At 36.9% G+C, this 18,752-nt stretch carries 12 protein-coding genes; 6 read left to right on the forward strand and 6 right to left on the reverse strand.

What is annotated here, in order from left to right; all coding sequences use genetic code 11:
• Positions 1-139 precede the first annotated feature (139 nt).
• A complete protein-coding gene (locus RM573_RS12135; protein ID WP_311582251.1) occupies positions 140-1,969 on the reverse strand; it encodes a fasciclin domain-containing protein in 1,830 nt (609 codons plus the stop codon).
• A 179-nt stretch (positions 1,970-2,148) separates the two neighbouring features.
• On the opposite strand from RM573_RS12135, the gene RM573_RS12140 reads away from it, so the two are divergent.
• Positions 2,149-3,048: a TIGR01777 family oxidoreductase gene (locus tag RM573_RS12140; protein ID WP_311582254.1), complete on the forward strand. Its 900-nt coding sequence runs from the start codon at positions 2,149-2,151 to the stop codon at positions 3,046-3,048.
• A 5-nt stretch (positions 3,049-3,053) separates the two neighbouring features.
• Here RM573_RS12140 and RM573_RS12145 read toward each other — a convergent pair whose 3' ends face one another.
• Genes RM573_RS12145 through RM573_RS12155 form a run of 3 tightly spaced genes read right to left on the reverse strand, consistent with a single transcriptional unit; the run spans position 3,054 to position 4,644 of the window.
• On the reverse strand, positions 3,054-3,608 hold the full coding sequence (locus tag RM573_RS12145) for a DUF3833 domain-containing protein (RefSeq protein ID WP_311582257.1): 555 nt from the start codon (positions 3,606-3,608) through the stop codon (positions 3,054-3,056).
• On the reverse strand, positions 3,608-4,156 hold the full coding sequence (locus tag RM573_RS12150; RefSeq protein WP_311582260.1) for a chalcone isomerase family protein: 549 nt from the start codon (positions 4,154-4,156) through the stop codon (positions 3,608-3,610). The genes RM573_RS12145 and RM573_RS12150 overlap by 1 nt, the downstream gene beginning before the upstream one ends.
• Entirely contained in the window at positions 4,153-4,644 is a 492-nt protein-coding gene (locus RM573_RS12155) for a DUF2878 domain-containing protein (protein ID WP_311582265.1), read from the reverse strand. The genes RM573_RS12150 and RM573_RS12155 overlap by 4 nt, the downstream gene beginning before the upstream one ends.
• A 461-nt stretch (positions 4,645-5,105) precedes the next feature.
• On the opposite strand from RM573_RS12155, the gene RM573_RS12160 reads away from it, so the two are divergent.
• The 3 genes from RM573_RS12160 (at position 5,106) to RM573_RS12170 (ending at position 10,152) form a co-directional block, all read left to right on the forward strand.
• Positions 5,106-7,820 carry a TonB-dependent receptor gene (locus RM573_RS12160; RefSeq protein WP_311582268.1) on the forward strand — a complete coding sequence of 905 codons (2,715 nt, stop codon included), beginning with the start codon at positions 5,106-5,108 and terminating at the stop codon, positions 7,818-7,820.
• A gap of 104 nt (positions 7,821-7,924) precedes the next feature.
• On the forward strand, positions 7,925-8,992 hold the full coding sequence (locus RM573_RS12165) for a saccharopine dehydrogenase (protein ID WP_311582271.1): 1,068 nt from the start codon (positions 7,925-7,927) through the stop codon (positions 8,990-8,992).
• Positions 8,993-9,003: 11 nt separating this feature from the next.
• Entirely contained in the window at positions 9,004-10,152 is a 1,149-nt protein-coding gene (locus RM573_RS12170; protein WP_311582274.1) for a saccharopine dehydrogenase family protein, read from the forward strand.
• A 131-nt stretch (positions 10,153-10,283) separates the two neighbouring features.
• On the opposite strand, the gene RM573_RS12175 is transcribed toward RM573_RS12170, so the two are convergent.
• Entirely contained in the window at positions 10,284-10,919 is a 636-nt protein-coding gene (locus tag RM573_RS12175; RefSeq protein ID WP_311582277.1) for a hypothetical protein, read from the reverse strand.
• Between the two features lie 243 nt (positions 10,920-11,162).
• On the opposite strand from RM573_RS12175, the gene RM573_RS12180 reads away from it, so the two are divergent.
• Entirely contained in the window at positions 11,163-14,099 is a 2,937-nt protein-coding gene (locus RM573_RS12180; RefSeq protein WP_311582280.1) for an nSTAND1 domain-containing NTPase, read from the forward strand.
• Between the two features lie 42 nt (positions 14,100-14,141).
• Here the strand turns inward: RM573_RS12180 and RM573_RS12185 are convergent, their stop codons facing one another.
• Positions 14,142-16,136 (reverse strand): tryptophan halogenase family protein, encoded by a 1,995-nt coding sequence (locus RM573_RS12185; RefSeq protein WP_311582283.1) that lies wholly within the window; start codon positions 16,134-16,136, stop codon positions 14,142-14,144.
• A 137-nt stretch (positions 16,137-16,273) separates the two neighbouring features.
• Here RM573_RS12185 and ygjK point away from each other — a divergent pair, with 137 nt between their 5' ends.
• Positions 16,274-18,688: an alpha-glucosidase gene (gene ygjK / locus RM573_RS12190; RefSeq protein WP_311582285.1), complete on the forward strand. Its 2,415-nt coding sequence runs from the start codon at positions 16,274-16,276 to the stop codon at positions 18,686-18,688.
• Positions 18,689-18,752: the final 64 nt, after the last annotated feature.

An 18,752-nucleotide genomic window follows, 5' to 3' on the forward strand; every position in this document is an offset into this window, starting at 1 on the left:
ATTCTTTTTTAACTATGTATTGATATACGAACAAGCGTAGATACTTGATCAGTTTAAGATAAAAAAAGCCCCTGAAGACAGGGGCAAAAACCATGCAGTACAATTAAATGGTATGCATTGTGGAAAGGGAGTTTGTTGGTTAATTAAGGATCACCGTGTCAATAACATGGATAACGCCATTAGTGGTATAGATGTCAGAAATGAAGACATGTGCACCGCCAATCATTAACATGCCAGTTTCTGCATTAATCATAACTTCAATCGTTTCGCCTGAAGCCGTTGTTAACATTTTACCATTAGCAGCGTAAGCATCTAATGAACTTAAAGTTGCACCGCCGATAACATGAGTTAGTAATACATTGGTTAATGCTTCTGTATCAGCTAATAAGGCTGATAAAGCATCAGGGTCGATCGCTGCAAAAGCATTATTAGTTGGAGCAAATACGGTGAACATTGCCTCTTCATTTGATAATGTTGTTACCAAATCTGCCGCAGTTAGAGCTGTAACAAGCGTTGAAAAGTTGTCAGGGTCCGATAATGCAACTTCAACAATGTTTTGTGTTGGAGTTTCCATCATTGCTGGTGGTAAAATAACGTTATCAATGACGTGAATCGTGCCATTATCAGCCATCACGTCTGCAGTACTTATCAATGCCCCGTTAACAAATAACATAGAGTCGACAAATGAAAGTGAAACCTTGTCTCCATTGGCAACTTCAACCATGTTATCTGAAGATTGTGCAAGGGTAATTGCTGCATCAGACATCACTTTTCCAGGTAGCACATGATAAAGCAAAATATTGGTTAATTGATCAGCCGTTAAGCTATCTAACGTACCTTCTGGTAACTTTGCAAATGCTGCGTCTGTCGGCGCAAATACAGTAAAATCAGTGTCTAAATCGGCTAGTGTTGTGTCTAAACCGGTTGATTGCAATGCAGCAACAAGTGTTGTGAAGTTGCCATTATTGACTGCTACATCGACTAAACTCATTGCTGGGGCTGGCACTTCAACGTCCCCGACTACCACAGCATCTATTACATGGATAACACCATTGGTTGTGTAAATATCTTTCATGATGATATTGGCACCACCAAACATCAGCATGTCAGTTGCTGAATTAATAGCTAAAGGAATTGTTGCCATTGAAGCGGTTTCAACCATAGTACCATTTAATGAATAAGCGGTTACTGAGTCGACAGCACTACCAGCAATGACATGTTGTAATAATATATTTGAAAGTACATCTGGGTTTTCTAACAAAGTAGTAATCGTTTCTTCACCTATCAGTGCAAAGGCGTCATCAGTTGGTGCAAAAACAGTAAACATTGTACTTTCATCCGCGAGCACAATATCTAAATCTGTTGCTTGCAGAGCCGCAACCAGTGTGGTGAAACTACCATTGGCAACAGCTGTTTCAACAATGTTTAGCGTGGGATCCATCATATCTTCAGGTGGCAGAAGCACCGCATCAATGACATGAATAATACCGTTATCTGTTTGAATATCTGCTGTGGTTACTGTCACGGTATTTACTAATAAATGACTACCATCCAGTGATAAACCAATAAAATCACCATTAACCATTTCAACCGTTGTGCCAGCTAAACCAATGGCTGTTTCAGCATCAACTTCACTACCAATTACATGATAAGTAAGAATGTCAGATAACGTATCGGTATCAGCTAGTAGCGCATCGATAGTTTCTTGTCCTAGTAATGCGAATGCATCGTCTGTTGGGGCAAATACTGTGAAACTGCTATTCGTGTCTGCTAATGTGTTGTCTAATCCTGTTGCTTGCAATGCGGCTACTAACGTAGTGAAGTTACCATTGCTCACAGCAGCATCAACAATTGTAGTGACAGCAATTTCTTCTGATTCTTCTACAATTACTTTGTTGTCGTCATCATTACAACCTTGCAAAAACATCATACTTAAAAGGGTTACGCTTATAATTTTTGAATATTTCATGTTAGCTCTCTCAATTAATGTTACTGAGAAATCTACGGCGAAAAAACAAACAGAGATCACAAGAAATTAATAAAAAAATATTTAATTATTTTGCTGATCCCTACCGTAAAAAAATTCGTATTATTTAAGTTAACAATACAAAATAATTTGGGTATTTAACGACAAGTAAGAGGAATAAAATGAACATACTTATTACTGGTGGTACTGGTCTTATTGGTCGTTCTTTGATTAATGCATTAAATACTGAAAATGATCAGATTACTGTTTTGACGAGAGATATTAAAAAAGCCTCAAAATTATTAAATGCAAACATAAAGTTAATTAGCTCCCTTTCTTTAGAGGATATAGAAAACCAAGACACGATTATTAATTTAGCAGGAGAGCCGATTGCTGATAAACGTTGGTCCTATAGTCAAAAAAATAAAATATGTAAGAGCCGTTGGGATATTACTGAAAAAATAAGCACATATATTCAGCAAGCAAAAAATCCACCTAGCTTATTCATTTCTGGCAGTGCAATAGGGATGTATGGCAGGCAAGATAATGACGTTATTGATGAAAATTTTCAGCAATTTCATCCAGAGTTTACTCATCGTGTTTGCAACACTTGGGAGCATTTTGCGCTGTTAGCTAAATCGTCAAAAACTCGTGTTGCAATCTTGAGAACGGGCATTGTATTAGCTAAAAAAGGCGGCGCTTTAGCTAAAATGTTATTGCCATTTAAATTAGGATTAGGTGGTAAAATTAGTCATGGTAAGCAAGTGATGTCTTGGATTCATATTGAGGATGTAATCGCGGCTATTATATTTATTCAAAATACACCTACGTTAGAGGGGGCGGTTAATATCACGGCACCGAATCCAGTGAGTAACCAAGTATTTACTTCTACATTAGCAAAAGTATTAAATAGGCCTAGTTTGATAACAACACCTGCGTTTATATTAAAAGTAATCTTTGGTGAAATGGCAGACCTTTTACTTTTTGGTCAACATGTTGTGCCAAATAAATTGCAAAAGAATGGCTTTAAGTTTAAATACCCAATCATTGAATCGGCACTTAGCCATCTAATTCAAAAATAATAGGATTATTTTTGACATTGTTTTACAGGGAGTTCTTTATCAAAAAATAACGTGATGTTTGCCACTTCTACACCAAATTTTTTCATGGATGTTTTATTCATCACTTTATGTTCGTCGATTTGGTACATCCAATCATCCATCGCAACTTGGTAGGTTTTATTATCAAGTGTAAGATTTAAGGTGTAATTAAATTGAAAAGCAAAGCCATTTTGTTTACCTATTGCTATTCCTTCTACATCTTCAGCGGTTCCTCGATAAGTGCCATCAGCTTTTTTGGTTAACTGCCAATTTCGATAAGAAACTTCGCCATCATTAAAATAAAAGGTTTCAGCTAAAATTCCTGTATTTCCTTGCCAATCTCCTTTTATCTCAACACAGAATCTTCTGTTTACTTTATTGTTATAGTCTTGAACGATACCCCACGCAATAACTTCACCGTTAAAGTAACTTTTAATGTCAAAGGGTGGATTACTGTTTTGGTAATCGGTGATAGCTGTAGAGCAACTTGATATTAAAAAAAAGACTATAAAAAACAATGGAATATTGTATAAACGGTTCATTATTTAATTTCTCCAAGCAGTTTACTTCTAAGTGTTTTTTGGCTTGTTTGTGGCGATAACCATATCGATAAGAACAAGGAGCCGAACGAGTGTTCTTCTATACTACCGATAAAATTACCATTAAAATAAAAGCGTGAATTTTGATTTTGAATCAATAAAGTGAGTGAATCCCCCGCTGATATATTTGGCCAAACCTCAGCTAATTCTGGCAAGAAATGTAGGTATTCATTTTCATGAATTTTAAGATGTTGCCATTGCTCAACGGTATGTTCTATTAAGTCGTCACGGGTAATATCTTTAAAATAGTCAATTTTAAAAACAATTGTTTGTTGTGCGCTTCCTTCAATGAATTTTCCTGACTCGGTATATAAAGTACTGTTATAAATATCCCAAAAAAGTACACTGAATAATGCACTACCTATTTTTTTATATTCTGACTCGATCATTTCTGTTGTTAAGTTTTCCGTTAACTTAAAAGGTAAATGATTTTTTTTGGCATTTAAGGTGTTAGATGAGCAGAGAAGTATTAATAAAAACAGGCGAATCATTCTGTCGCCTCCCCAAGATAAAAAGCATTTTTCAGTAAATAAATAAAAACGAATAAACATCCCCACAGTGGCGCTAAGATCAAATAAGTAGTTAAGGTTTGGTAGCCTAATTCTACTCTTGATAATGAAGCGCCTGCTAAATAACTAAATGGCGGAAAGATGAAGCCAATAACAAATTGTAATCGTTTATTCGCCGTTAAAAAATTTAAACTATGTGCAACAGTGCCAGAAAAAGCTGCCCATAACATGATTAACCACAATGGTAAGATAAAATGATCACTAAATGTGAATACTCCAAAAGCGACTAAAATGGTATCTAAACATACGCCAACAATTGTCACGGAGAAAATTAATTTAAGTTCAGCAATTCGCTGTTTAGATGAATATATATGAAATAAAAGCCATAGAGATACTATAGGAATAGCAGCATTTCCCACCAAGACTAACCCTAACCAAGAAGCATTAAATGCGATTAAATTGAATAACATAATAAATCTATATTGAGTTTTATCAGTTATACGATGAAAGTGAGCAATTAGTTTAATAAAAATGAAATTATATTATGCGCTCACTTGTGTGATGACCTGCAGATACCTCATCGAAAATCGAATTTTTGTCTTTGTTTTGTGCAGTAAATTTTACTTTTTATTAGTAATAAATAAATCTACTAACCTAACCACTTTTGATAAAAGAGGCGCAAAATTTAAAATTTACATAAACAATAGTTTATTATTTTCTATATCAACATCCCTCTGAATTAATGCTTTGCTTGAGCCATAAGTACCTAAAACCCCTCTACGTTTTTATAGCTAGGAAATGATTATTTACTATTCACTCTTTACATTCACTGAATAAAAATACTATTATCTGATTTATACTATAAATACGATAGTAGTATAAGTATGCATTAAGACATGCGTTTTATTGACATGAAAAATGGGGAATAGGTATGAAAAACGGTAAAAAATTCAAACTCAGCTATATATCATCTCTACTCATGCTAAATCTTGGGGTATCAGGAATTACATGGGCGAGTGAAACTACAAATGAAGAAAATGAAGCCGACCATGACACTGAGGTTATCACTGTCACTGGTATCCGTGGCAGTTTAATCAATTCTGTGGGGATCAAGCAGGATTCGAGCAATGTGGTAGACGCTATTTCTGCGGAAGACATTGGTAAATTTCCGGATCAAAACGTAGCTGAATCTTTACAACGAATAACCGGTGTTTCAATTGACCGAAGCGGTGGTGAAGGGCAACTTATCACCGTTCGAGGCATGGGACCAGAATTCAATTCGGTATTACTTAATGGTCGTACTTTAGCAACAACAAGTGGTGGACGTGCTTTTAGTTTTGATGTACTTGCTTCTGAATTAATCAATGGTGCTGAAGTTTATAAAACTCAAAATGCTTCCCTCCAAGAAGGGGCTATTGGTGCTACGGTTGATATAAGTACGGTTAAACCGATGGACTTTCCTGGCTTTAAAGCTGTAGGGAGCATTAAAGGTTTATATGATGATATGACGGGCAAAATGAGCCCGCAATTTTCTGGTCTTGTCAGTAATACCTTTGATGATGACAAGTTTGGTGTGCTCGCATCGTTTTCGCATTACAAACGAGAAAGTCGTTACGACCAAGCTAATACCGCATATTACTATAAAACAGAAAGTGATTTAGACGGTCAAAATTTTGGTGAAATATACTTCCCTCAAAACTTTGATCAAATTGCCCAAACAGAAACGCGAGAGAGAAACAGTGGCACGTTAGTCTTACAATATAAACCCAGCAAAAATGTTACCGTTACTGCTGATGCATTGTACTCAGATTTTAATGTGCAATATCGTCAAGATGTTTTCCCAATGTGGTTTGAAACGGGCAACGTAAGAAACCCTGTTATCGATGAAAATAACACCTTAGTAAAAGCTGATTTTGTTGATAGTTATATCGAAACTTTAGTACGTCAATCTGATGCGGATAATAAATTAAAAGCGTTTGGCTTAAATCTCGATTGGCAAATTAATGAAAACTGGGGATTAACAGCAGACATCAATACCTCTAAAGCGGAGCATGATCCCGGTAAAGGATGGTCGGATGTGGTTGCTGGTCGTCCAGGTGAATATAACTATGACCGTACATCAGGGGATCTAGTGCCTACTATGACCTTTGAAAACTTTAAAGATGGTGACGTTTTAACTGCTGGTTGGGCATCTTTACAAGGTACTCGGGTAGAAGATGAAGTACTTGAAGCTAAAATCGACAATGATTACTTCGTAGAAATGGGCGCATTAGTGAAAGTTGGCTTTGGCGTGCATTATTCTGATCGTACATTAGGCTCAACCTATGCTGAAACAGAGAATCCATTGCCGTGGATTTATGCCGATAACAGCACGCGTATTCCGTTACCCGCCGGTATGTTAACGACATACAATGCCGATGGCTTTTTATCGGGCGGCTCAGGGAGCCCTACTGAATTTTGGCCAACGTTAAATTCAGATGATTTATTTGCCTTTTTAGGAACAGAAGAAGCAATTGCCCAGTTAGATGATCCAGACGTTGCACGTGATATTTTTACCCGTGCGGGTTTTGCTATTGTCGATGATCCGACAGCCTATGATGTAAATGAAGAACTTATGTCACTGTACACCGACTTCTATTTTGAAGGAGACGTTAATGAAATGCCTTGGTCAGTAGTGGCGGGCGTTCGTTATGTGAAAACTGACAGTACTTCAAAAGGCAATCAAGTAGCGCTTTTAAACTTGGTCGAGTCTAATGAGAAGCCTGGCGAAGTACGTGCTATTACTTCTGATGATTATGTCTCTGTGGAGATTGGTCATAGCTATAGTAATGTGTTGCCAAGCTTAAATGGTAAACTTGAAATTACCGATGAAGTCATAGCACGTTTTGCTTGGTCGAAAAGTTTAACGCGTCCAGAGTTGTCTGAAATGTCACCGCTTGCTAACTACGGTGATGGTCCTACAGATCAATTATTTGGTTCAGGCTCCAATCCAAAACTTAATCCATTTGAATCAACCAATTATGACTTCTCACTTGAATGGTATTACCAAGAAGGCAGCTATGCCGCAATTGCTGGATTTACCAAAGATGTAGATGGGTATTTAGGTTCAGGTGAAACAGAAGAAACTGTGACGGTACCAAGTGGTACATACACATATAAAATGTCGCGCCCTATTAATGAAGATAATACCAAAATTGATGGTTTTGAAATTGCTGTTCAGCATATGTTTACTGAGTTGCCATCACCTTTTAACGGCTTAGGTGTTATTGCAAACATGACCTTTGTTGATAGTGAATCAACGGCTGATGAAGGCGGAGCAAAACTACCGTTAATTGGTTTAAGTGATTCTCAAAACTTAATCTTATTTTATGAGAAAGATGAGATTCAATTTAGGATTGCCTACAACAATCGTGACCGTTTTATGCAATCTAAACCGCAATCATGGCGCGATGGTCACTATGTCGATGATTATAAACAAGTAGATATTAGTGGTAGTTATGATCTCACTGAAAACTTAACGGTATTTTTCGAAGGAATTAACATAACCAACGAGCTTTATATTAAAAACGCAGAATATGCTAACCAAACGTTAACTGTGACCGAAACGGGACCTAGATATTCGGTCGGTATTCGAGGCAATTTCTAAATTTAGAATTTATATGATGCTGAGTCAGTTAGTTGTTTTTAATAAAAACGCTAACTGACTTTTACTTTGTTTTTGAATTCATTGAACAAGAAGTAGTAATTTTTATGAGTCAGACGCATATTTGGTTACGTGCCGAAACAAAACCACAAGAACAACGCACTGCACTTACCCCCTCAGGCGCTAAAACATTAATTGAATCAGGCTTTAAAGTGTCAGTTGAGCGAAGTGAGCAAAATATTTTCGATCCCGAAAAGTACCGAAAAGTGGGGTGTGACATTGTCGCACAAGGAAGCTGGCCACAAGCACCCAACAGTGCTTTTATTTTAGGGCTAAAAGAATTACCAGAAGACAATTTTCCTTTGGTTCATAAACATATTTATTTCGCTCATGCTTATAAAGAGCAAACAGGCGCTAGTGACATTTTATCTCGTTTTAAACAAGGTGATGGTGCCTTATATGATTTGGAATTTTTAGTGGACGAAAATCAATGTCGCATTGCAGCCTTTGGTTATTGGGCTGGTTTTGCTGGCGCAGCACTTGGGATATGGACTTGGGCGAATAAACAACTGGGAAAAACTGCCTTATCACCCGTCAGTTCTTTTCCTGATCAAGCACAGTTGATTCGCGAGGTCTCAATATTGCTTGCTCAGTGCGCGACTAAACCAACAATGATGGTCATAGGCGCTAAAGGGCGAAGCGGCTCCGGCGCTATTGGTTTAGCAAAAGCGTTACAAATAAACACCATTGAATGGGATATGGAAGAAACGATGGTTGGTGGTCCATTTGCGCAAGTGAACAATGCAGATGTATTAGTAAACTGTGTTTTAGTGAATCGAGACCTACCGCCGTTTGTAACATACACCTCACTTGATACGGCTGAACGTACTCTAAGCGTTATTTGTGATGTTAGCTGTGATCCTTATGGTGATTATAACCCTATTCGGATTTATGACCATTGCACCACGTTTAATGAACCGACAATAGAGGTAATACCGCAGCCAAATAATTTGCACTTAATTGCGATTGATCATTTACCGTCGTTATTACCGAAAGAAAGTAGTGAAGATTTTGGCCAACAATTAGTGCCCTATTTAGCAAGGTTAGATGATTTGAGTCGACCTGTTTGGCAACAAGCACTCGATATTTATCATCAAAAAACGAAAAATTTATAAGAGTACCTTTTATGAAATCCACCATACATTGGCTTGGTGTTGGGCTATCTGCCACACCAGGAATTAAATATTTAGCAAACTCCTCACATAACTTAGTGGTGTGGAACCGTCGTATTGATAAAGCACAAACGATGTTAAACGAAGCTAAAATTCACTGCGAATTGAAACAATTAGATTGGCCTGCATTAGCTGAAAAAGTGAAATCGGGTGATATTTTGGTATCCATGCTACCGGCGAATATGCATGTTGAAGTAGCACAGCTTTGTTTAGAAAAATCGGCTCATTTTGTTTCAAGCAGCTATATTTCTCCGGAAATGAAAGCGCTTGATCAACAAGCAAAAGCGAAAGGCTTAACTTTTATCAATGAAATTGGTTTAGATCCAGGTATTGATCACTTATTTGCGCATTTATTAGTCGCACGTTTTAAAGCAAGTGACGCATGTAATACGGAATCAAAACTGTACTTTCGTTCTTATTGTGGTGGCTTTCCTAAAGTTGCAAATGACTTCAAATATAAATTCAGCTGGTCACCTTTAGGCGTACTTAAAGCATTAACATCGCCTGCAAAATGGCTAGAAAATGGGGTTGTAAAAACTTCCAAAGGCCCATGGGAAGCATTAAAAGATATTCACATTAGTGCAGTTAATGAAACATTCCAAGCATATCCAAACCGAGATTCTCTTCCTTTTGTTGAGCAATATGAGTTTGAACCTGAGTGGCAAATTGAAGAATTTGTTCGTGGCACCTTACGATTAAATGGTTGGTCACAAGCGTGGCAATATTTATTTGATCAAGTAGGTGACTTACAGGGCGAAGCTGGTTTAGCAGAAATGGAAGCTATTAGTAAGGACTTAGAAGACATGCATAGCTATGAAGAAGGTGAACCAGACCGTGTCGTTATGTCTGTTGAGCTTGAAGCAAAACGAGCAGGTAACACCATTTGGCATCAACGTTATTATATGGACGCTGCCGGTAATAGAAATGGGCAAGCAATGGCACGTTTAGTGTCTATTACAGTAGCGCTTGGCATAGAAGCTGTGATAGCTGGCGATATTCCAGCAGGTGTTCATGCCGCACCGAGTCAACCTGAAATTGCTCAACAATGGTTAGATAAACTTGCAACACTGGGTCAATCAGCGCAAATAGAGCAACTGATTTAATAGGAATTTCCTTGACTATGTTTTTATAACACTGTCGCCCCTTAGTTGATTCTAAGGGGTTTTTTTATTGATACCTTAGTTAATTAATTGCTTAGACGCTAAAATCTAACTAATTAAATTTTTATAATATTTTAATAAAGTTGGACTACTTGTGTACCAGATTTAACGGTCATCTTGATATCAAGTAACGACATTTTAGGTTGTGATTGTATTGGTTGCTCAACATTAATCACTAATTCATTATTATCTCTATGCCACGCAATATCAGAAATTAGATTTGAAGCAATAGGTACAAAGTAAGAGCGTTTTCGTTGTAAAGAATATACTTTTGCTGGGTATCGCGAGTTGTTTTTAGATATATACTGCATCCATTGACCATTTGGTGACCATTGTGCATTAAATTTTAAAGGGGTTTGGCTGAGCAGGTTATGTTCAATAAGCGTTACTGAGCTTTCTTCGATATTAAATAGCCATAAACTTCGATCGTTGTCAGTATATGTTAAGTACTGATCGCTACTCGACCAAGTGATGTTAGATAAATTTTTAGCTCTTGGAATTAGCTTTTTAGCAATAACTTCGTTGTTTTTATTACTAACAACAAGGTAATTAGCATTTTCTTTTTTAACAAACTGTGCTTTTAACTCTTTAGAAAAACTCCATTTTTCACTACTTTTTACAGTATGCTCATTAATATTGTTCGCACTAGCTAAAGCTTGAAAAATCATTAGGCTAATTATTGTCAATAGTTTGGTTGTATAGTTCATCATTTTCTCCTTCGACGTTAAATACTAAGTATTAATATTCAGTGGTTACTCCATGTCGTAGCATTATTGTTTAAAAAATGAAGAAAAGACTTACGGTTTCCTTACCATTTCAATGTTTTTAATAAAAACTATTAAATTCAGTTGCTTAGTTTTGTTTTTAGATAGACATTGATTGGCATAACCTGAACTTATACTATAAGCTTTAGGAAAAATTTATCATTATTCTAAATAAAAGGTAGGAAATGAGTGGACTCTAAAAGGACTAAAGAGCAATCAGATCTATCTCGTACTTTTGTTTTAGGGGCATGGTCAGTTGACGGCGATTCTAACCAACTGATAAAAGCAGGTGAGCGCTTTGTCATTGAACCAAAAATGATGGATGTTCTCATTTACCTTTGCCAACATATAGGCGAAACGGTTAGCGCAGAACAATTATTAATTGCCTGTTGGTCCGGTACCTTTTACGGTGATGCACCGGTACAAAAATGTATTGCAGGGTTACGAAAAAAACTTGGTTGTAATGCTAAAAACCCCAGTTATATTGAGACCATTTATCGTCGCGGTTATAAAATAATAGCGGAAGTTGAATTTCCAACAACAGCTAACCAGGTGTCTGAAAGACAATCATTACAAAAGTGGACAAAAGGTTCGCCATACTTAGGGCTAAGTACGTTTCATCAGCATCACAGTAACGTTTATTTCGGGAGAACCAAAGCGATTGTTGATGTCATCTCCCAGTTAAAAACGAGTGTTAATAGAGCAAATAACTTTTTATTGCTTTTAGGTAAAAGCGGTAGTGGTAAATCATCATTAATAAGAGCTGGAGTGTTACCTTTTTTAAACAGTCACACTGGATTTTCACAATTAAGAGTAACTCAATATCATATAGTAAGCCCTAGCCAAAGTATTGATGAATCACCAATAGCAACCCTTGTACATGCCTTAGTAAAACTTAACTTAATACATACCTCTATTGAATTGCCAACATTAATCTCACAAATTGCTGACGATCCTTTCGCGCTAAAAAGTGCCTTAAAAGATATTCCTAGTGAAAAGAATGAAGAAGTTAAGCTTGAACAATCTCAACAAGTTAAAGATTATAAATTGCTTGTTATTGATCAATTTGAACGATTTTTATTGGATGAAGATTTAACTAAAGCCAATAAACAAAATTTAGTGAATTGTTTAACTATACTCGCGCAATGCCAACAGTTACTTTTCATCGCAATACTTAGAAATGACTTTTATGCTGAGTGCCTTGATGTAAATGGTTTTTATGAATTAAAAGATCAAGGAAAACAATACGACTTACAAGCCCCTACGCCGGTTGAAATAACTAGAATGATCAGAAATCCAGCCATTGCTGCAGGATTAAGTTTTGAGTATGACGAAAAAACCGAAGAACGCTTAGACGAAATATTACTCGCGGCAGCAGTAAAAAATCCCGATGCATTGCCACTATTAGAATACACCTTAGATTTGTTATACCAGCAACGTAATCGAGAGAATGTATTATTACTGAGCGCTTACCGTAAAATGGGGGGGATTGAAGGGGCAATCGCACAGCAAGCTGAAAAAGTATTTAATGAGTTGCCTAAAAGTGTACAAGCTTGCTGGGATAATATTCTTCATGCGTTAATTCAAGTTGACCACAAAAACAAACACAATGTTACTGCTCGAAAAGTCCCGATAAATTTTTTTAAAAAGCCTGATGAAAAAAAATTCATTCAACATTTTCTTAATGCCCGCTTATTTGTCACCCTCATTCAAACTAACACCGGTGAACAACGCCGTTATTCAACAGAAGATCGGGGTTACAGTGCTCAAAATATTCAATTTATTAGTATTGCTCATGAAGCTTTATTGCAGCATTGGCAACGTATTAAATTATGGTTAAACAACAATAGCGTTGCCCTACATAAACGAGAACAACTCGCGGAAGATTGTCAATTTTGGTTGGATAATCACAAAGCGAATGACGCACTACTTAACTCCAAACAAAAGGTGCTCGACGCTCAAGGTTTAATCAAAAGTAAAGCTATCACGCTAAATGATAACGAACTTGCATTTATTAAGCGTTCTAAACGCTACCAAGAAAGAAAAAAATTAGTGTTAAGCTTTGCCGTTATTGCGCTTATGGGATTTAGCATTCTGACTTGGTTTCAAGCGAAACAAGTGACGAAAGAGCGCGATATTGCTTTACTGCAAAGTCAAAAAACAAAGGCAATTTCAAAATTTTTAACAGATACATTAGCGGCGAGTAGCCCTTTTGTTGCTCAAGGTAAAGAAGTCTCATTACTTGATGTGCTTATCGATGCCGGAAAAAAATTAAATGATCCTACTCAAAATACCTATCCCGCTCATGTAGAAGCCTTACTTCATAAAACATTAGGTCTTATTTATATTGATTTAGGGAAAATAGCCCCCGCAGAACAACACTTATCTAAAGGGTTTGATATATACAAAGAAAATCAGTTAGAAAAAGATGAAGGTTATTTAGGTTTATTGTTCAATTTTAGCCGGTTAAATAATTTAAAATACGGCATGGATGATTTGACGATAATAAAAGAAACTATTGATGTCAGTAAAACTATTTATGGCGATGATCATAAAGATACCTTAGGTGCTTTGGACAATTTAGGAAGTTATTATTTAAATAACAAAGAATTTGCTCAAGCGGAAGACATTTTTACTCAGGTTTATCAGAAGCGTAGAGAGTTTTTTGGCGAAAATTTTCGTCATACATTATATTCAGTTGAAAATTTAGGTGATCTTTATTATACCCAGCAAGACTACAAACAAGCAGAGCAATATTATCAGCTTTGTTATGAACAGTGGTTAAATAAATCAGGCATCAGTAATCCTTATAGCCTTTTTTGTTTAAAAGGGCTCGCTTTAACAAAGTTAGCAAACGGGCAATATCCTCAGGCTGAAAACTTATTAACCCAACTTATCAAAGCTGCCACACTTGTTTATGGCTCAGAACACCCTGAAGTGTTAGAGGCAAATCATTACTTAGCAAAGCTATTTATGGAAACAACAAGGGTGAAATTTGCTGAAGCACTCTTTCGACAAACGCTGCAAGCAAGAACGGTAGTGTTAGGGGGAAATCATAAGGATACTTTAGAAACAAAAGCGCAATTAACACAATTGTTAAATCAGCATCGTACAGAATTAAACTAAATGTAAGTATTCAAACATAAGCTATCGCCAATACCAGTTTTATTAAATATTTCTTGCTTTGTTTTCCTTGGCGATTAGCCGTGATACATGTTGCAAAGAGGACATCGTTAATTCGACCAGCTCGGTTAACTTTGCTGAACATTGTTGCGATGACTTAAATTGTTGCCATTTTATTTGTTGAAATACATATAAGCCGGTCACTTTTATTGCCGTGTCATCATTTAATCTAATGTCGAGTTTTACCGGCTCTAATAATTCATCATCGTTAACTGGTAATAGCGTAGTTGCATTCGTATTCTCAAGGTATCTTTTTCTATTGATATCGTCAGCGTGAAGAAGCTTACCTTGGTCAGTTAAATGGGTTAAATAAATAGGTGAATAGCCGGATGTTGTTTTCTTAAAAAACACCGGATATTGTTGGCTTACTTTTGATAGATGATTGTTGGGTACGTATTGCCATGGTTGACTTGTTGGTAAATTTTCTTGAGTAATGTCTATAGTAATTTCACGGTTCAATTGATTAATTTGTGTCAATATTTCACGGTTTGTTGGTAATAAAGCAGGCATTTTTCTCTGTCTTGATTTTACTTTTTCAATCGCATTGTTTGATAATTTAGCTAATTCCGTTTCGTTACCCAGACAGTTCACTTGAGTATTAAACCCCATTCCATAAAGAATATATTGATAACTTGCTGCGGGAAATAGATCGTAAGGACTTAAAAAACCGTTGTTTTCTGGCGGTTGGTATTGCCATAAGGTCAGTAACTCTTTTAATGAATCAGGTATTGTTGCTGGGTCTCGGTTATCACGCCAAAAATCACTATCACCTCGTTTGCTCAGTACATAATGTAACTTTAAAAAGTCGATAATACGTTGCCATCGAAAGGTCATATTTTTGTTGTACTGGCGGGCGATAACATCCATTGCTTCACGACTCGCTGGCATTTGCAGGGCAAGTGTTTTAGCGGCGAGTTCCACCATGACTAATGCTGATGCTTCTAGAGGCTCTAGAAAGCCAGAAGACATGCCAACTGCAACACAGTTTTTATGCCAAAAGGTTGCTCGATATCCAGGGTTGATATCAAGTGTTCTAAAAGTAAGTTGTTCAATGTTATCTACAGATTGTGCTAAATATGATTTAAGTTGTGCTGTAGCTGCTTCAATAGTTGTATATTTTGTACTAAATACATGCCCAACGCCTCGCCTATTAGGTAAGCCAATATCCCATATCCAGCCCGCGGATTGTGCCGTTGATATGGTGGCAGATTCTACTGGCGCTTTTTCACAAGGGTAGGGAACCTGCACTGTAATGGCTTTATCTATAAACAATACCTCTTTTTTGCTGATAAAAGGCACTTGATAATGTTTACCTATTAATGCTGCTGCTTGACCCGAGCAATCGATAAATAAATCTCCGTTAATATCTCCGTGTTCTTTGGTGGTTAATGATGCAATATCACCGTTTGACTTACTTTTTACCGCGATAACATCATCAAGGATATGTTTAACGCTCAGTTTTTCAGTGCCATGTTCTGTTAATAGCTGTGAAAATTTACTGGCATTTAAATGATAGCCATAGTTTTCTATCGTCTTGAAATCGCCAAGGTTAAGTTGTTTAGGAGCACGTTTTTGCTGACAAAGTAATGCTTGTAAACAAACGGTTTCTGCAAAAGGCTTATCAGAGTATTGTTGTTGCCAAGCTCTCCCTAAACTGATTTGATCAAATGACTGTGGCGGGGTAAATGGATGATAGTATTCATCGCCTGGTTTATTGTTCACCCAATTTACAAATTTCGACGCTTGTTTAAATGAAGCATCGCAACGTTGTATAAAAGTTAATTCACTAATACCAATTTGTTGTAAGGTGTTTACCATGGTTGGCCATGTTCCTTCTCCTACACCTATGGTTGGAATATTAGGAGACTCAACTAAGGTTACGGAAAAAGGAGAATTTTCGTTAACGTGTTTAGCGGCAATTAAGCATGCAGTTAACCAACCTGCGCTACCACCACCTAATACAACGATTGATTTAATCATTTACTTTCCCCGAAAAATGTGAAGAATGTAAAATATATAGTATAAATGGGATATTTAAAAGGGTTCGCGAAATTGTTTCATCGCGAGGGTGAATATTTTTGCCATAAGTACTTGATATAAATAATAAAGAGGGCGTTATGTTAAATAGATGGTTCATAGGGGGATTATCCCTTTTCTTAATGAGTACTGTTCATGCTTTTGATGAAGATTATCAATTTAAAAACTTGATTAATCGTTCAGGCACTCCGGTTGCTCATCAAGATTTTGACCAATATGGTAACCAACAATATAACCCGTTATTTGACGCTGGTAGTTGGCATGGCTTTTTGTTACCAACTCATCATAGTGAATTAGGTGGTTTTACAGGCCCGATGGTCATTGCAGAAGAATATGGAGTATTTATCGCGCAGCAGTTAGAAAAACTAACGCTGATCAATCAAGAAAATGGTCAAGTTATCGACTGGCAAACATTTAGCCACGAAAAATATTCATTGCCTGGAAAGCTCGTTCAGAAATATCGTCGAGAAGATATCCACGTTACTTTTACCCTGCAATTTGTGTCAAACCGAACCGCACTCGTCAGCACTTCAATCGATAATTTAAGCTCAACAACCAGACAACTTTCTTTGTTATGGACAGGTGAATTATTATCGCAATGGACGCCCGAAATATCAGTGACTGAGCAATTTTCGAGTTGGCAACGTAAATTATCTAAAACAGCACAAGGTGTGACGGTTAAGTTTGAACGACTTCGCAGTACTTGGAACATGATGTTTTCTGGAACTTCTCAGTATGTTATTAAGCGTTCAATTGACAGCGAAACAACGTTGGATCAGCAGCAGTTGTCTTATGCAAGCCAATCATCGCTGACTTTATTACCCAATGAAAATCAAACTATTTATTCAACGCAAAGCTATTACCATAATGAACAAGAAGCTAAGTCTGGAGAGGATTTAACCGCTAAAGTTTTAGTGAACCCTGAACAATTTTTATCAGATGCATCAATTCGTTGGCAGCAATACTTAACCAGTATTAAATTGATTGAAAATAAAAAACAACAAGATATCGCAGCCAAATCTATTGAAACATTAATTGGTAATTGGCGAAGCCCTGCTGGTGAATTAAAACATGATGGGGTAACGCCTTCAGTCACCGCAAGGTGGTTCAATGGTGTATGGGCATGGGATAGCTGGAAACATGCAGTTGCTATGGCGCATTTTGCCCCAGAAGTGGCAAAAGAAAATATTAGAGCCATGTTTGATTATCAGGTCAAATCTAATGATCCAGTTCGTCCGCAAGATCATGGCATGGTCATTGATGCTGTTTTTTATAACAAAGATAGTGCGCGAAGTGGTGACGGCGGCAATTGGAATGAACGAAATACCAAACCCGCATTAGCCGCTTGGGCTGTTTGGGAAATATATAAAACAACTCAAGATTTGTCATTTGTAAAAGAAATGTTTGAACCTTTATTAGATTACCATGATTGGTGGTATCGAAATCGAGACCATAATAACAATGGATTAATTGAATATGGCGCAACAAAACATCGTTTTCATAATGATGCACAGGGCAATATCAGTTTTAGTTTGAAAGTAACCGGAAAAAGTCATGACAAATATAAACAACATTGTCAGCCTGCTAATGAAGGATGGTTGTCTTGCCAAGGTTTAGCACTTTATGAGCAAGTACTGGCTAATGGTGATTATAAAGAGTTAGACATTGGAGCTCAACATGGCGCCGGTTGGGAGTCGGGTATGGATAATGCGGCGCGCTTTGGTTTTATTAATCAAACCCAGTTAACCGCATATTCGCAAAAACATTATCAAGGAAATTTAGCAAAAGCGAAAAAAGATTGGCAAGTAAGGTTTTTTGAAAACCGTGACAGACAAGGTCAGTTACTTGGCTTTTCTATTGATCAAGAGTCAGTTGAGTTAAATGCATACTTGGTGAAAGAAAAGAAAATATTAGCCGAGATGGCATCTTTACTAAACAAAGAGTCACTTAAAAATGACTTGCTAAAAGATATAAACAGCTTAACTCGCTTGATCAATCATTGCTTTTTTGATCAAAAAACTGGTTTTTATTATGACTTACAAATAAGTGCTAAAACTTTGAAGCCACTCGAGTGTCAGGGTGAGTTGTTGACACATCGTGGCATGGGGCCAGAAGGTTGGAGTCCGCTTTGGGCTGAAGTTGCCTCTGCAGAAAAAGCAAATAAAGTGGTTGCAACTATGTTATCTGAAAAGCAATTTAATACGCTAATTCCAATGCCAACAGCAGCATTAACAAACCCTGCATATGACAAAGATATTTATTGGCGTGGCCGTGTTTGGTTAGATCAATTCTATTTTGGTATTGAAGCATTAAACAACTACGGCTTCACTAAGCAAGCAAACACTATGGTTAATAAGCTGTTTAATAATGCACAAGGGTTAGTGTTAAACGAGCCAATTCGAGAAAATTATAACCCTGAAACAGGAGAAATGCAGGGAGCAACAAACTTTAGTTGGAGTGCAGCACATTTATACATGCTATCGCTGGAAAAATAGCTAAATCATTGTTTTTTATAAGTCGGGGGCTGAATTTTACTTAATGAGTTTAATTTAGCCGTTT

The sequence above is a fragment of the Thalassotalea castellviae genome, from assembly GCF_031846185.1.
Lineage (GTDB): Bacteria > Pseudomonadota > Gammaproteobacteria > Enterobacterales > Alteromonadaceae > Thalassotalea_H > Thalassotalea_H castellviae.

Excerpts from the sequence above, each read along its gene's own strand:
- RM573_RS12135 (WP_311582251.1), bottom strand. The coding sequence starts at position 1,969 with ATGAAATATTCAAAAATTATAAGCGTAACCCTTTTAAGTATGATGTTT.
- RM573_RS12140 (WP_311582254.1), top strand. The coding sequence starts at position 2,149 with ATGAACATACTTATTACTGGTGGTACTGGTCTTATTGGTCGTTCTTTG.
- RM573_RS12145 (WP_311582257.1), bottom strand. The coding sequence starts at position 3,608 with ATGAACCGTTTATACAATATTCCATTGTTTTTTATAGTCTTTTTTTTA.
- RM573_RS12150 (WP_311582260.1), bottom strand. The coding sequence starts at position 4,156 with ATGATTCGCCTGTTTTTATTAATACTTCTCTGCTCATCTAACACCTTA.
- RM573_RS12155 (WP_311582265.1), bottom strand. The coding sequence starts at position 4,644 with ATGTTATTCAATTTAATCGCATTTAATGCTTCTTGGTTAGGGTTAGTC.
- RM573_RS12160 (WP_311582268.1), top strand. The coding sequence starts at position 5,106 with ATGAAAAACGGTAAAAAATTCAAACTCAGCTATATATCATCTCTACTC.
- RM573_RS12165 (WP_311582271.1), top strand. The coding sequence starts at position 7,925 with ATGAGTCAGACGCATATTTGGTTACGTGCCGAAACAAAACCACAAGAA.
- RM573_RS12170 (WP_311582274.1), top strand. The coding sequence starts at position 9,004 with ATGAAATCCACCATACATTGGCTTGGTGTTGGGCTATCTGCCACACCA.
- RM573_RS12175 (WP_311582277.1), bottom strand. The coding sequence starts at position 10,919 with ATGATGAACTATACAACCAAACTATTGACAATAATTAGCCTAATGATT.
- RM573_RS12185 (WP_311582283.1), bottom strand. The coding sequence starts at position 16,136 with ATGATTAAATCAATCGTTGTATTAGGTGGTGGTAGCGCAGGTTGGTTA.
- ygjK (WP_311582285.1), top strand. The coding sequence starts at position 16,274 with ATGTTAAATAGATGGTTCATAGGGGGATTATCCCTTTTCTTAATGAGT.